Source organism: Nocardiopsis dassonvillei (assembly GCF_964273065.1).
In the GTDB taxonomy this organism is placed as follows: Bacteria; Actinomycetota; Actinomycetes; order Streptosporangiales; family Streptosporangiaceae; genus Nocardiopsis; species Nocardiopsis dassonvillei_B.
On the sequence record NZ_OZ186815.1, the window covers coordinates 3,326,970 to 3,341,685 of the forward strand.

A 14,716-nucleotide genomic window follows, 5' to 3' on the forward strand; every position below is an offset into this window, starting at 1 on the left:
TATTCCGGTGGTGTCCACCGGTGAACAGCCCATGCTCCCATCGGATGGCCCGGATTCTCGGACGCAGTCCTTCCCCGGGGCCCGGTGCCCCACCCGGGACCCAGGGCCCTTTCGTCCAGGGGCACCGCGTCCCCGGGGCCGCCCGGGACGCGGTCAGGCGTCCTTCTGCCTGTCCACCCAGGCGGTGAGCGGCTGCCCCTGGATGGCGGCGGCCATCAGCTCCGGGAACACGTCCGGGGTGCAGGCGAACGCCGGGACCCCCATCTCCGCCAGCGCGGCGGCGTTCTCCCGGTCGTAGAACGGCGCGCCCTCGTCGGACAGCGCCAGCAGCACCACGACCTGCACCCCCGCCGCCTGCAGGGACGCGATCCGGCGCAGCATCTCCGCCCGGACACCGCCCTCGTACAGGTCGCTGATCAGCACGAAGATGGAGTCGTCGGGCCGGTCGATCAGCCCCTGGCAGTACGCGATCGCCTTGTTGATGTGGGTGCCGCCGCCCAGCTGGGTGCCGAACAGCACCTCCACCGGGTCCGTGAGCTGCTCGGTGAGGTCCACCACCGAGGTGTCGAACACGACCAGCGAGGTGCGCAGCGTCCTCATCGACGCCAGCACCGCCCCGAAGACGCTCGCGTACACCACCGACGACGCCATCGAGCCGCTCTGGTCGATGGCCAGCACTACGTCCTTCTGCACCCCCTGGCTGCGCCGCCCGTACCCGACGAGGGTCTGCGGGACGATCGTGCCCTGTTCGGGCAGGTAGTGGGCGAGGTTCCGGCGGATGGTCGCGTTCCAGTCGATGTCGGAGACGCGGCGCGGCCGGTGGGTGCGGGCGGAGCGGTCGATGGCGCCCTGCACCAGCGAACGCGTCTTCTGGGCGACCCGCCGCTCCAGGTCCTCGACGACCCTGCGGACCAGGGCGCGGGCGGACTCGCGGGCCTTGTCGGGCATGACCCGGTTGAGGGACAGCAGCGTGCCGACGAGGTGGACGTCGGGCTCGACGGCCTCCATCATCTCGGGTTCGAGGAGGAGCTGGTGCAGGCCCAGCCGGTCCATGGCGTCCTTCTGCATGACCTGGACGACGGTGGCGGGGAAGTACTCCCGGATGTCGCCGAGCCAGCGGGCCACCCGGGGGGCGGAGCCGCCCAGGCCCGCGGAGCGCTCGCCGCCGCCTCCGGCCGCGGCGTCGCCGCGGTTGTAGAGGGCCTCCAGGGCGGCGTCCATCGCCTGGTCGGCGGTGCCCAGACCGGAGGCGCAGCGGGCCTCCCGGCCCAGCACCAGCCGCCAGCGGCGCTCGCGCTCGTCCATGGTGTCCGCGGCGTTCACGATGCGCGCTTCCTTCCGTAGGTGAGGATGGCCAGGGCGGTGGCCAGGGCGGGAGCGGCCCGGTCGGCGTCCACGGGGACCCGGGCGCGGTCGTCGGCGGTCCGGGCGCCGGCGCTCCCCAGTCGGCCCGCGGCCTCGCCGATCTCCCTGCGCTCGGAGCCGTCGAACGCCCCGAAGGTGCGGCGCAGCAGCGGCAGGACCGCGGTGAACCGCTCCTCGGGCAGGCCCAGCAGCCAGGCGTCGATGAGGCCGAGCATCCGGTCGTCGTGGACCAGGACGAGCCCGCTGCCCTGGAGGAACCCCTCCAGCCAGGCGGCGGCCGCGGCGGGCTCGGTGCCCTGGGACATGGCCAGTCCCAGGCGGCGGCGCAGCTCGTCGGCGTCGATGTGCCCGGCGTCGGAGAGCATCCGGTTGAGGCGGCCCGAGATCCGGCCGGGCAGTGTCTCCCGGCGGGCCAGGGAGCCCAGGGTCGCCTCCCATTCGGCGAGCGCCTCGCCGCCCAGCAGGGTGGCGGCGGAGTGCGTCCGGTCGATGCGGGTGACGAACCGGGCGGCGGCCTCGTCGTCGAGGCCGTGCACGGCGGGGGGCAGGCCCACACAGACCCGGCGCAGGATCTGTTCGGCGACGGTGCGCAGGTGCGCGGAGTCGGTCCCGCGCACGTCGCCGTAGCGGGCGGAGCGGGCCAGCGGGGGCAGCGCCCCCATCAGGTGGGTGACGTCGCCGTCGGCGGCGGCCCGGTCGGTGAGCAGGGCCAGCACGTCGGGCAGGGCGTCGGCCAGGTCCGCCAGCAGGCACTGCTCGGTGAGGGCGGTGAGCTCGGGCAGGTCGGCGTCGGCGGCGCGCTCGGCGGCCCGGGCGCAGGCCGCCCCGGCGACGGTGGTCCCCCACCGGCTGGCCTCGATGAGCGCGACGTCCAGCTCGGGCTCCCAGCGGATGCGCCAGGCCTCCCGGAAGGTGCCCTTGCCGCCCTGGGTGTCGATCGGTTCGCCCCAGCGGACGTCCAGCATGCGCAGCCGGTGCAGCAGGACGCTGCGCTCCCGGTGGCCCTCCTTGCGCAGGTCCAGGTCGAGGTCGCGGTCGAACGGCTCGGCCTTGATCCGCAGCCGCTTCTGGGCGGCGATGACGTCGCGCTGGAGCGGGACCATGGGCGTGGTGGGCGGCACCGAGCCCATGCGCTCGCCGATCGCCATGGCCCGGTGCACCAGGGCGGCGCGGACGGGTTCGCCCTCGCACAGGACGGCGGTGAGCGCCTCGGACACCTCGTCGAGCCCGGCCAGGGGGCGGCCGCGCAGGACGGCGAGGCTCTCGGCGAGCCGTACGCCCTCGATGACGTGCGAGGAGGACACGTGCTGGCCCTCTTCGCGCAGCCTGCGTGCGGCGTCGGTGAGCCACCGGTGGATCGGCAGGTCGGGGGCGGTGTAGAGGTGGTGGTACCAGCCGGGTGCGGTGACCCCGGCGCCGTAGCCGCTGGCGGAGGCGAGGCGGCCGTGGGTCCAGGGCACCCAGGTGGCGTTGACCTTGACCTTGGGCAGGCCCCTGAGCAGTGCGGTGTCGGCGCTGACGGGGAAGTCGGCGACGCCGCGCAGGGCGGGCGCGTGCCAGGCGCCGCAGACGACGGCGACCCGCTCGTGGCCCTCCTTGAGGGTGGCGCGCAGCACCTGGCGCATGTACGCCTCGCGGCGGGCGCCGCGGCCCCGCTCGGGCCCGCTCTCCTCCCGGACGGCGGCCATGGCGTCGGCGATGGCGGGGAACGGCGAGGGTTCTCCGCCGCCCCGCTGCTCGACGACGTCGTCCCACCAGCGCTCGGCGTCGTCGTACCCGGCGGCCTCGGCGAGCACGCCGAGGGGGTCCAGGCGGAGCCGGTCCCGGCCGACCGCCTCGGGGTCCTCGGTCGCCCCCTCCTCGGTCCCCCCGTCTTCGGCGGGTCCCTCCTCGGTCGGCTCCGCCGGCTTCTCGGCCCCGGCCAGGCGCTCCGCCAGGGTGTGCGCGGCGGGCAGGTCGCAGAACCGCACCGGAACACCGTGCTCGGCGGCGTAGCGCAGCGCCTCCCACTCCGGCGAGAACGCCGCGAACGGCCAGAACGCCCACCCGTCGCCCGCCCTCACCGGACGGCCTCCGGCCGCGGCGGAACCCTTTCCCGCGGCAGAGGCCGCCGGGTCCTTGTGCGGGTCCGCGAGGTGCACCAGCAGCGCCACCGGCGGCTCCAGCTCCCCCACCAGCGGAATCAGCGCGTCGGCCTCGGGCGGCCCCTCGATGAGGACCGCGTCCGGCTTGATCTCGGCCAGCGCCGCCCGGACCGCGCGGGCCGAACCCGGCCCGTGGTGCCGCACGCCCAGGACGTGCAGGCCGCTCGTGTCCAGTCGTGCCATCAGGCGCCCACCTCGCGGCAGGCGCGGTAGAACTCGCCCCAGCCCTCGCGGCCGCGGACCACGGTCTCCAGGTACTCGCGCCAGACCACGCCGTCGGACACCCGGTCCTGGACCACGGCGCCCTGGATCCCGGCGGCCACGTCGGCGGGGCGCAGCACCCCGTCCCCGAAGTGCGCCGCCAGCGCGATCCCGCTGGTCAGCACGGAGATCGCCTCCGCGGTGCTCAGCGTCCCGCTGGGCGACTTGACCTTGGTGCCGTTGTCCTCGGTCACCCCGGACCGCAGCTCGCGGAACACGGTGACCACCCGGCGGATCTCGTCGAGCCCCGCGGGGATCTCGGGCAGCTCCAGCGACCGGCCCAGCTGTTCCACCCGCTGGGTGACGATGCGGACCTCGTCCTCGGCGCTGTCGGGCACCGGCAGCACCACGGTGTTGAACCGGCGGCGCAGCGCGCTGGACAGGTCGTTGACGCCGCGGTCGCGGTCGTTGGCGGTGGCGATGATGTTGAACCCGCGCTGGGCCTGCACCTCGATGCCCAGCTCGGGCACCGGCAGCGCCTTCTCCGACAGCACGGTGATGAGGCCGTCCTGCACGTCGGAGGGCATGCGGGTGAGCTCCTCGATGCGGCCGACGGCGCCGCGCGCCATCGCCGTCATCACGGGGCTGGGCACCAGCGCCTCCTTGGAGGGGCCCTCGGCGAGCAGCCGGGCGTAGTTCCAGCCGTACCGGACGGCTTCCTCGGAGGTGCCCGCGGTGCCCTGCACCAGGAGCGTGGAGTCGCCGGAGATCGCGGCGGCGAGGTGCTCCGACAGCCAGGTCTTGGCGGTGCCGGGAACGCCGATGAGCAGCAGCGCGCGGTCGGTGGCCAGGGTGGCCACGGCGACCTCGACGACGCGGCGGGCCCCGATGTACTTGGGCGTGATCTCGGTGCCGTCCTCCAGGGTGTCGCCCAGCAGGTACCGCGTCACCGCCCAGGGGGAGAGCTTCCAGCCCGGCGGGCGGAGCCGGTCGTCCGCCTTGGCCAGCGCCTCCAGTTCGGCGGCGTAGGTCTGCTCCGCGTGGGGGCGCAGCGCCTGGGCGGCATCGGTGGAGAGGGAGGGGGCGGAGGAGGTGGTCACACGAGCTCCTTGTGCATGTCGAGGCGGAAGCGGAGGGTGCCGAGCAGGGTGCGGTAGGCGGAGTCGCCGGTGCCGCCGACGGCCTCCAGGGACGGGGGATCCTGCGGCAGGTCATGGACGAGTTCGGGGGGTGTGCGCTCGGCGAGGAGCAGGCACACGGAGCGGTAGCCGCCGTGGTCGCGTTCCCAGCCCTTGCCGCCGAGGCGGTCGGCGACCTGGTGCGCCAGGGCCGCCGTCCACGGCCCGGGAACGGCGTTGAGCAGCGACCACACGTCGCGGGTCCCGGTGCGGGGGCCGAAGGACCGCTCCACCAGGGCGCACCGCTCCCCGACGGGCAGGACCCGCAGCAGCGGTTCGAGCTGGAGGGAGCGGCGGCCCCGGGCGGCACTGACCATGCGGTCGGTGACCCGGCCCTCGAGGAGGCCGAGGGCGGCGCGGGCCCAGTCCCGGTCCTCCTGGACGCCGATGGCGTTGAGCAGGGCGTCGTGGAGTTCGGCGTCGCCGGAGCGGTCGACCCGTTCCAGGACCTGGGCGGGGCCGGTGCCGAACAGGTCGGTCCACACGTCGAGCGGGGTGCGGGTGACGAGCGTCCACAGGTACTCGGCGCGTTCGCGGCGGCCGACCTCGCCGGCCGGCCGGGCCAGGGCGAGGTCGCGCAGCAGGTCGGCCTCCTCGGCTCCGACGGGGGTGACGACGATGGTGTCGTCGGGGCCGGGACGGACGTGGGCCCGCACGTGGCCGCGCAGCCGGTCGGCGTGGGCGCTGTGCGGCAGCCGGGTGAGCAGGGACAGCGCCAGGCCGCGCACGTTGGCGCCCTTGTCGTCGAGGGCGGTCTCGAGCAGGTCGGCGTCCTCGGGGCCCAGGCCGGTCTCCATCGCCTCCAGCAGGCGGCGGCGCAGCTCGGCCTTGCGCAGGTCGGGCCAGACGGCGGCGAGCAGGTCGCGGCCCCGTGCGGGGTCGGCTGCGCGCAGCGCGCCGAGCATGCGGCGGCGCTCGCCCGCGGTGCCGTGCAGCCAGACGTCCTCGTCGAACACGTCGTCGGGGACGGACTCGGTGAGCAGGTACTCCCAGTCGGGTTCGTGGCGGGCCAGCCAGCGGCCGCGCGAACCGCAGGCGGCGGCGATGGCGGGCCGCAGGGAGCTGTCGCGGGCGCCCCGGTCCAGCAGTTCGGGCAGGTGTTCGGCGGGGGCGCGCAGGCCCGCGGCGGCGGCCAGCGCCAGCCATTCGGGCAGGAGCTCGGGCCGGTCGGACAGGATCACCGACAGCCGTCGGGCGGCCGGTTCCCCGGCCTCGGGCCGGTCGGGGCCCGGGTCCGGGTCGATCGGCGCCACCCGCGCGGGCGTGTGGCCGGCGAGGCGGCGCACGGTGGCCAGGGCGGCCCGGTCGAGCAGGGCGGCGGCGCCCTCGGTCTCGGCGGTGGCGGGCAGGTCGGGGGTGTCGGGCACGGAGCGGCGGGCGGTGCCCACGAGTGCGGCGGAGACCAGCAGGTCCCAGGAGTCGGGGGCCTGCGCCGGGCCGTCCGGGTCCCGGGGGGCGGGGCGCCCGGCCGCCGGGGAGGGGGTGGTCACAGGGGGATCGCCTTTCCGTTCCGGTCCCACACGGCGATGGGGGTGAGCCCCTCGGCGGGCGACCATTCGGCGGCGACCGTGGCGGGGCGCCCGCCGGTGACCGCCAGGAGGCGCCGGGGGGAGGTGGTGGTCAGGGGGAGGGCGTCGCCGGCGGGGTCGGCCAGGTACCAGCGGTCGTCCCGGGCGGGGACGGCGTCGGCGAGGACGACCGGCCACGCCTCGCGCCACGGGTCCTCGGCGAGGACGGCGGCGTGGGCGTCGAGGGCCTCGGCGACCGTGCCGCCCCGCGGGACGGTGCCGGGGCGCTCGGTGCCCGGGTCGGGGACGACCCGGTGGCCGTCGGGGTAGAAGGACAGGTCGGCCTCGACGGCGGTGCCGAGCCGGTAGGGGGTGGTGGGCGCCTGTTCCGCGCGGCCGAAGCTGAGGGCGAGGGCGGTGCGCCCGGTGCCGGTGCCGCGCAGCCACACCCGCAGGCCCGTCATGTCGTCCTCTGCCCCGCGGACGGTGCGCCGGCCCAGGACCTGCCAGACATCGCTCACGCTCTCGCCGCCGGCCCGCACCTCCTCTGCCTTGAGGGTGATGCCGACCCGGGAGCGGACAGCGCCGCGGGTGCGCTCGCCCAGGGCGTCCCCGGCCCGGTAGCCGTCGATGAGCAGGTGGAGCAGGCCCAGGTGCTCCAGCACCCGTTCGGGCCAACCGTCCTGGCGGGCCACGGCGGGCAGCCGGGAGACCCAGCCGGAGGCGCCGCGCGCCTTGGCGTCGGTCAGGCGCTTGGCCATGCGGTCCCAGTGGTCGTAGCCGAGCTTGGGGACCTCGGCGAGACCGGCGTCGATCTGGTCGTGCAGCCACAGGCGCAGTTCGGCGAGCCCGGCGTCGACGGCCTCCTCGCGGGCGCGCAGGGTGGCGGCCGCCTTGGCGGGGTCGGCGGGGGCGGCCTTGGCCGGGTCGGCCGCGCGCGCCTGCCGGGCGGCCCGGCCGTCGAGCCAGGAGCCGACCCAGGAGGGTTTGTCCTCGCGGTCCGCGACCTCGCCCTGCGCCCACAGGGAGAGCAGGCCCAGGATGTGCTTGCAGGGGATCTTGCGGCTGGGGCAGCTGCACTTGTAGGCGGGGCCGGTGCCGCCGTCCAGGTGGACGGCGGCCAGGTAGGGCTTGGAGCCGCTGCCCTGGCATTCCCCCCACACTGCGGAGGCGCCCCCGGTGGGCGCGGCGACCGCCCCCCGCTGCGGCCACGACGCCGCCTTGGCCACCTTGACGGCGGCTTTGCGGGACGCGGCGTCCGGGGCGACGGCCCATACGTCGTCGATACTCCATCGGTCGCTCACAACAAGAACACTACGGGCCGACACCGACAAAACGAGCCGCCGGAGAACACCCTGGATAACACCGCCGGAGAGGGTTCACCGGATTGTCGGAGCGGCGTGCCACCCTGTCCCCGGCGCGACCGCCAGGTGTCCTTTCACACCGTTCGCGAGAAAGGCCTTGTTCTTCATATTCCATTCCCCGGAAAGAAGAATGGGCCTGCCTGTCCGGTGCATTTTCCCAAAGCCATTGAAAAAGCCGACCCGCGACTCCTAGAATTCACCCCCAGGCCATCGGCCGCCCCTCCCCGCCATCGGAACGCCCCCGCGCCCCGGCCCCGCCCCGCGTACGCGCCGTTCCCGTGTCCCTGCCCCGTGCACGCACACCCCGTTCCCGAAGGGAGGGAAGCGGCCCCTGCCTCCGCGGGCACCGCGCACCCGATGACCACACGCCCCTCCGACGGCGCGCACGCCGACGGCCGCCCCACCGACGTGCCCCGCCTCTACGGCCCCGCCCCGGACACCGGACGCGACTCCCTCTGGGACGAGCTGCGGGAACGCCACGGGCCGGTGGCCCCGGTGGAACTGGAGCCGGGGGTCCGCGCCTGGCTGCTGCTGGGCTACCGCGAGAACCTCACGGTCCTGCAGGACCCGCACCTGTTCTCCCGGGACACCCGGCGCTGGCGCGAGGTCGCCGAGGGCAGGGCCGATCCGGACGCGGCCCGGCCCGCCCTGTCCTGGCGGCCCAACGCCCTGTACGCCGACGGCGCCGAGCACGCCCGGCTGCGCGCTCCGATCGCCTCCGCCCTGTCCCGGGTGGACATGGCGGCGACCGCCCGCGACGTGCGCCGGATCGCCGACGACCTCATCGACGCCTTCGTCGCCGAGGGCGAGGCCGACCTCATCGGCGGGTTCGCCGACCCGCTCCCGGTCCTGGTGCTCAACCGGCTGTACGGGCTGCCCGACGGCTACGGGCACATGCTGGGCGACCTCACCGGGATCGTCTTCGGCGACGACGGCCGACGGGCCGAGGAGGCGGTGGTCCGCATCCAGCAGTACTTCTCGGGCCTGGTCGCCCGCAAGCGCGAAGCCCCCGGACGCGACCTGGCGTCGTGGATGCTGGAGCACGCCAACGGGCTGACCGACCACGAGGTGGCGCACCAGGCGGCGCTGATGAACAACGCGGGCCACCTGTCCACCACCCACCTCATCGGCAACACCATGCACACCCTGCTCACCGACGAGCGCATCCGCGCGGCGTACGCCGACGCCCGGCTCACCGTCCGCGAGCTGCTCGACCACGTCATGTGGACGGACACTCCGTTCCAGGTGCTGCCCGCCCGGTTCGCCCTCCAGGACGTCCGGATCGGCGGGACCGAGATCAGGGCGGGGGACGCCCTGCTCATCGGCTTCGACCCGGCGCACCGCGACCCGGCGGTGCGGCGCGGGCGCGAGGACACCGGTGTGGTGAGCGGCGCCCGGGCGCACCTGATGTTCGGCGCCGGGCCGCACGCCTGCCCGGCCCGCGAGCTGGCCCGCCTGATCGCCGCGACGGGGGTGACCGCCCTGCACGAGCGCCTGGTGGGGTTGCGTCCGGCGGTGGAGCCGGCCCTGCTGCGCCGGGTGCCGTCCCCCTTCGTGCGCGGACTGGCCGCCCTGCCGGTGGTGTTCGTCCCGGGTGAGCCTCTGCCGCCCCGGGAACCGGCCGCCGACCGCGCCGCACCGGATCCCGCCGCGCGGACTCCGCGCGCCGGGGAGGACTCCCGGAAGGCCGGGGACGGCGCTCCGGACGACCTGCTCGGCCGGCTGTTCACCTGGTGGCGCTCCTGGCGCGGTTGACAACCGGACGAAAGGCGCCCGGTTTGCACCTTTGCCTGCCTCTTTCACACCACATGACCGGATGGCGGACGATCACCCCGTGCGCACGACCGGTGATCCAACGGATGCGCGTTCACCGGTTCGACACGATAGTGAAAGCGGGAAATCGCCCGAACCCAAAGGGACACAAGCACCCTATCGGGACGACATCCCTTTTCCAGGCACGCCGGAAAGGCGTGTTCCCCCCGATCCCGATTCCTCCCCCGGAATCAGGATTCCCGCAGAAAAGGTATGGACGTGCACACGACGACCCTTTCCCCCGATTCACCCGATACCGCGACCGCGCCCGCCCCGCGGCGGCTGCGGTCGTGGGCCGCGCGCACGGCCGCCGCCGTCCTGATGGCCGCCGCCGTGGCGACGGGGGCCTCGGCCCCCGCCCACGCCGCCAACCCCTACGAGCGCGGCCCCGCCCCCACCGAGCAGAGCATCACCGCCACGCGGGGTCCCTTCAACACCGCCACCACCTCCGTCTCCTCCCTGGTGAGCGGCTTCGGCGGCGGCACCATCTACTACCCCACCGACCGCAGCCAGGGCACCTTCGGCGGCGTGGTCATCGCTCCCGGCTACACCGCCAGCCAGTCGACCATGTCCTGGTACGGGCACCGGATCGCGTCCCAGGGCTTCGTGGTGTTCACCATCGACACCATCACCCGCTACGACCAGCCCGACAGCCGCGGCCGCCAGCTCGACGCCGCCCTGGACTACCTGGTCCAGCGCAGTTCGGTCTCGGACCGGGTGGACGCCTCCCGGCTGGCCGTGATGGGCCACTCCATGGGCGGCGGCGGCACCCTCGCCGTCGCCGAGGACCGGCCCGAGCTGAAGGCGGCCATCCCGCTCACGCCCTGGCACACCCAGAAGCGCTGGTCGACCCTGCGGGTGCCCACGCTGATCATCGGCGCCGAGAACGACAGCGTCGCCTCGGTGCGCTCCCACTCGATCCCGTTCTACGAGAGCCTGCCGTCCTCCCTGGACCGGGCCTACCTGGAGCTGCGGGGGGCGAGCCACTTCGCCCCGAACGTCTCCAACACGACGATCGCCCGCTACTCGATCGCCTGGCTCAAGCGCTTCGTCGACGACGACACCCGCTACGAGCAGTTCCTGTGCCCGCCGCCCCGCACCGGCTTCGGCACCGACTTCTCCGACTACCGCGACTCCTGCCCGCACGGTTCCTGACCTGCTTCGGCTCTGCGAAAGGCGGCGTCCCGGGGATCTCCCCGGGGCGCCGCCCCTTCGCGTCCGCGGTCGGCCCGGTGGCAGCCGGGGCCGGCGGCGGGGAGCACCCCTTCGCTCCCCGCAGGGGGACCGGGCCGCGCACCGGGCGGGGAGCCGGCCGGGGCACCCGCGGCCCGCATTCCGGGGGCGCAGCCGTGAGGGGCGTCCCGCACCCGGCCGTGCCACCGGAACCCCCCGGAGGACCGGGGCACGGGAGCCGGGGGCCGACAGTCGCAGGGCCCCGGGGGCGCACACCACCGGCCCCTCACCGGGAGACCGCGAGGAGGCCGGGAGCGGCCGAGGAGGCGGTCCCGGCGTCCCGACGCCACGGGACGGCCGCCGGAGGCGGGGTGCGGTCCCGCCCGCCCGGGCCGGGGCGCACCGCGGAGCGGGGTGGCTGGTCGCGGCCGCGGCACAGCCTCCGGACACACGGGACGGATCCACCCGGGACCGCCCCCCGCGTCGGTGGGGCGGTCCACCCGGGCCGCCCCGGACAGGGTCCGGGGCGGCGGCCCCCGCGCGTCCGCGGGGCGCCCGGGCGCACGAACAGGGGCGGCGCCCCGGGGAGACCCCCGGGGCGCCGCCCGCCCTGTGCTTCCGGTCAGTCGTGGAAGACCAGCTCGTCCGGGGAGAGCGGCGTGAAGTCGGTCTCCTCGATGGGCCCGCCGTCGCGGTCGGTGACCCGCGGCTCCTGGATCATCTCCACGTCGCCGCCCTCCTGGTACTGGACCACGTAGGCGCCCTGGTGGCCGCCGTGGTCACCGGCGGAGGAGGAGAACGGCACCGCGCCGGGGCCCTGCCACTCCTGCGACTCCAGGGCGTCGATCAGCGCCTGCCGGGTGAGGTCGGGCCCGGCCGACATCAGGACCTGGGCGAACATGACCGCCTGCGTCATGCCGTACAGGTGGGTGTTGGTGAGGGGGTCGCCCTCGCCGTACTCCTCGTAGACCTCGATGAAGAAGGCCGCCCACTCGTCCTCCGGGTCCTCGATCCGGGGCATGTAGCTGGTGATGATCAGCCCGTCCAGGAAGGCGTCGGCGGGGACCCCCTCGGCCTCGGTGTCCTCGGTGAACGCGGCCAGCAGGCCCTGGAGGGTGGCGGTGTCACCGCCGATGCTGGAGACCACCCACTGGGGCTCGTACCCGGTGCTCGCCGCCTCCAGCATGGCCAGCGCGACGAACGCCGGGATGCAGGAGCAGACCACGACCTCGGCCTCGGACCGCTTGAGCTCGGCGATCTGCGCGCTCAGGTCGGGGACCTCGGACTCGTAGTGCTCGCGGGCGACGACCTCCTCGCTGAGGTACTGGTCCAGCCCCTCCTGGGAGTCCTCGCCCACGTCGTCGTTCTGGAACAGGTAGCCGACGGCCTGGTCGGGGAAGTTCTCCGCGATGTACTGGCCCTGGATCTTGGCTTCCTTGGTGTAGTCCACCTGCCAGCCGTAGGTGAGCGGGGCCTCCTCGGCGTTGTTCCAGGCCAGCGCCCCGGAGGCCGGGAAGACGTCGGGCACGCCCTCGTCGTTGAGGTAGTCGACGACGCCGCCGTGGGTGGGGGTGCCCAGCCCGCCGAGCATCGCGAAGATCTCGTCCTCGATGACCAGCTGGCGCGTGACGTCGATGGTCCGGGCCGGGTCGTAGCCGTCGTCCTCGATGCGGTAGTCGATCTGGCGGCCGTGGATGCCGCCCTGCTCGTTGACGTAGTCGAACACGGCGGCGGTGCCGCGGGAGATGGACATGTAGCCCGCCGCGGCCGGGCCCGTGAGGGGCTGGTGGGTGCCGATGACGATCGCGTCGTCGGTGACGCCGGTGGACACGGACAGGTCCGGCCCGTCCGACTCGGCGACCTCGCCCGCGCCTGTGCAGGCGGTGGCGGTGAGGGCCAGTGCGAGCACGGCCGCCAGCGCGCCCGGTGTCCTTGTCGTGGTGCGCACGGTGTTCTCCTTCGGTAGGGGGGTGTGCGGTACGGAGAGCGGGGATGAGCGGGGATCGGTGGTGTGGTTCAGCGGGAGCCGCGGCGCAGGCGGGCGCGCAGGCTCTGGAGTGCGCCGTGCAGCCCCAGGGGCTGGAAGCGCAGGATGAGGATGAGCAGCACGCCGAACAGGACGATCGGCAGGTTGTTCTCCACGTTCTTGCTCAGCTCGAAGGCCCTGACCGCGTCCGACAGCCAGATCTCCAGGTAGACCACGGCCAGGGCCGCCCACAGGGCGCCCCACATGCTGCCGATGCCGCCCAGGACCAGCGCCGCGAGCAGGGTCAGCGACAGCGCGAGGGTGAACATGCTCGGGGTGGCGGTGCCCAGGACGTACACCTGGAGGCCTCCGGCCAGGCCGCCGGCCGCGGAGGCGATGACGAACGCCGTGACCTTGGTGCCGCCCACCGGGACCCCGGACATGGCGGCCGCGGTCTCGTCGTCGCGGACGGCCCGCATGCGGCGGCCGAGCCGCCCGGTGGAGACGGTCGCCAGTACGGCCAGTCCCAGGACGACGGCCGTCCACACCACCAGCGCCTTCCACTCGCTGTTGGACACCAGGCCCTGGAGGAACGGCGGGGCTCCGGCGGTGCGCACGGAGAGGCCGTTGCTGCCGCCGAACACCTCGTGGTAGCGGTGCGTCAGACCGGGCAGGCCGACGGCGAGGATGAGCGTGGCACCGGCCAGGTAGGGGCCGTGCAGCCGGGCGGTGGCGGCACCGACGGCCACACCCGCGACGGTCGCGACGACCACCACGAGGAGCAGGTTGGCGGCCAGCGGCAGCATCGGCAGGTTCAGGACCAGCAGCGCCATCGTGTACGCGCCGATCATCATGAACGCGCCGTGTCCCAGGGACACCTGGCCGCTGCCGCCGACGAGCAGCTGGAGTCCGGCGATGGCCAGCATCGTGTAGCCGACGGCGGCCAGCCGCAGCGCGGTGAGGTCGCCGGTGACGAGGAGCAGCCCGGTGACGGCGGCCAGCGCGAGGACGGCCAGCAGCAGGTGTCGCAGCGGTGAGGGCAGGGCGGACCAGCGGCCGCGCGGGGCGCGCCCGGCCGGGGCGGGGCCGCTGTCTGCGGCGCGGGGTTCGCGCTCGGTGGCGGACGTGGACATGGCTACACCTTTCGCGCGGTCGGGCGGGACAGGATGCCGTCGGGGCGCACGCTGAGCACGAGGACGACGAGGGCGAGTGCGGTGAGGGTGGCCAGCTCGGGCCCGGCGTACCCGGACACGTAGGACATGCCGAGGCCGACGAGCAGGCCGCCGATGATCGCGCCGAACGGGTTGTCCAGTCCGCCGACCACGGCCGCGGTGATGCCGTAGACGAAGACGATGTCGAACACGTTGGGCGAGATGAAGGGGGGTCCGGCGAGCATGCCGGCGAGGGAGGCGATGAGCGCGGAGATCGCCCACCCGGCGGTGAGCATCAGCCCCACCTTGACCCCGCTGAGCCGGGCCGCCTCCGGGCGGAACGCGGCGGCGCGCATGCGCAGGCCGAGCGGGGTGAAGCGGTACAGGCAGAACAGCAGCACGGCGACGGTGCCCACCGAGACGAAGGCGAACACGTCAGCGGGCGAGGGCCGTCCCACGAAGTCGAAGGCGTAGCGGAATCCGTACTGTTCGTTGCCCCAGAACATGCCGGCCGCGCCCTGGGCGACCAGGAGCAGGCCGAGCGTGACGATGATGCCGTTGAGCTGGGACGCCCGTGCGATGGGGCGGACGACGAACCGCTCCACCAGGGCGCCGGCGGCGGCGCCCACGGTGAGGGCGGCGGCGAAGCCGAGCCAGTAGGAGCCGGTGAGCGGGGCGACGGTGACGGCGGTGTAGACCGCGACCAGCGCCAGGGCGGGCTGGGCGAAGTTCACCAGGCGGGTGGCCTGGTAGATGATGACCAGGGACAGCGCCAGGGCGGCGTAGATCGCGCCGGACGCCAGTCCGCTGAGGGTCAGGTCGACGAAGCGGTCCATGGGGGTCCTCCTCGGGTC

At 74.6% G+C, this 14,716-nt stretch carries 10 protein-coding genes; 2 read left to right on the forward strand and 8 right to left on the reverse strand.

What is annotated here, in order from left to right; genetic code table 11:
* Nucleotides 1-153 precede the first annotated feature (153 nt).
* The 5 genes from ACSUPR_RS14770 to ACSUPR_RS14790 are packed head-to-tail and all read right to left on the reverse strand — an operon-like array spanning nucleotide 154 to nucleotide 7,625.
* The gene (locus ACSUPR_RS14770) at nucleotides 154-1,305 is read right to left on the reverse strand and encodes a VWA domain-containing protein (RefSeq protein ID WP_436892016.1); all 1,152 of its coding nucleotides are present in this window, start codon (nucleotides 1,303-1,305) and stop codon (nucleotides 154-156) included.
* 14 nt (nucleotides 1,306-1,319) lie between these two features.
* A complete protein-coding gene (locus ACSUPR_RS14775; RefSeq protein ID WP_436885191.1) occupies nucleotides 1,320-3,692 on the reverse strand; it encodes a DUF5682 family protein in 2,373 nt (790 codons plus the stop codon).
* Nucleotides 3,692-4,810 (reverse strand): ATP-binding protein, encoded by a 1,119-nt coding sequence (locus ACSUPR_RS14780; RefSeq protein WP_436885192.1) that lies wholly within the window; start codon nucleotides 4,808-4,810, stop codon nucleotides 3,692-3,694. The genes ACSUPR_RS14775 and ACSUPR_RS14780 overlap by 1 nt, the downstream gene beginning before the upstream one ends.
* Nucleotides 4,807-6,378 carry a DUF5691 domain-containing protein gene (locus ACSUPR_RS14785; RefSeq protein ID WP_436885193.1) on the reverse strand — a complete coding sequence of 524 codons (1,572 nt, stop codon included), beginning with the start codon at nucleotides 6,376-6,378 and terminating at the stop codon, nucleotides 4,807-4,809. Before ACSUPR_RS14785 ends, ACSUPR_RS14780 begins: the two co-directional genes overlap by 4 nt.
* Nucleotides 6,375-7,625: an SWIM zinc finger family protein gene (locus tag ACSUPR_RS14790; protein ID WP_436892017.1), complete on the reverse strand. Its 1,251-nt coding sequence runs from the start codon at nucleotides 7,623-7,625 to the stop codon at nucleotides 6,375-6,377. Before ACSUPR_RS14790 ends, ACSUPR_RS14785 begins: the two co-directional genes overlap by 4 nt.
* Before the next feature lie 492 nt (nucleotides 7,626-8,117).
* Here ACSUPR_RS14790 and ACSUPR_RS14795 point away from each other — a divergent pair, with 492 nt between their 5' ends.
* Both ACSUPR_RS14795 and ACSUPR_RS14800 read left to right on the forward strand, forming a co-directional pair.
* Nucleotides 8,118-9,515 carry a cytochrome P450 gene (locus tag ACSUPR_RS14795; protein WP_436885194.1) on the forward strand — a complete coding sequence of 466 codons (1,398 nt, stop codon included), beginning with the start codon at nucleotides 8,118-8,120 and terminating at the stop codon, nucleotides 9,513-9,515.
* Between the two features lie 378 nt (nucleotides 9,516-9,893).
* A complete protein-coding gene (locus tag ACSUPR_RS14800) occupies nucleotides 9,894-10,727 on the forward strand; it encodes an alpha/beta hydrolase family protein (protein ID WP_436892018.1) in 834 nt (277 codons plus the stop codon).
* Between the two features lie 640 nt (nucleotides 10,728-11,367).
* Here the strand turns inward: ACSUPR_RS14800 and ACSUPR_RS14805 are convergent.
* The 3 genes from ACSUPR_RS14805 to ACSUPR_RS14815 form a co-directional block, all read right to left on the reverse strand.
* Nucleotides 11,368-12,693: an ABC transporter substrate-binding protein gene (locus ACSUPR_RS14805; RefSeq protein ID WP_436885195.1), complete on the reverse strand. Its 1,326-nt coding sequence runs from the start codon at nucleotides 12,691-12,693 to the stop codon at nucleotides 11,368-11,370.
* 68 nt (nucleotides 12,694-12,761) lie between these two features.
* Nucleotides 12,762-13,844: a branched-chain amino acid ABC transporter permease gene (locus tag ACSUPR_RS14810; protein WP_436885196.1), complete on the reverse strand. Its 1,083-nt coding sequence runs from the start codon at nucleotides 13,842-13,844 to the stop codon at nucleotides 12,762-12,764.
* A 2-nt stretch (nucleotides 13,845-13,846) separates the two neighbouring features.
* Nucleotides 13,847-14,698, reverse strand: a complete 852-nt coding sequence (locus ACSUPR_RS14815; protein WP_436885197.1) for a branched-chain amino acid ABC transporter permease — start codon at nucleotides 14,696-14,698, stop codon at nucleotides 13,847-13,849.
* Nucleotides 14,699-14,716 lie beyond the last annotated feature (18 nt).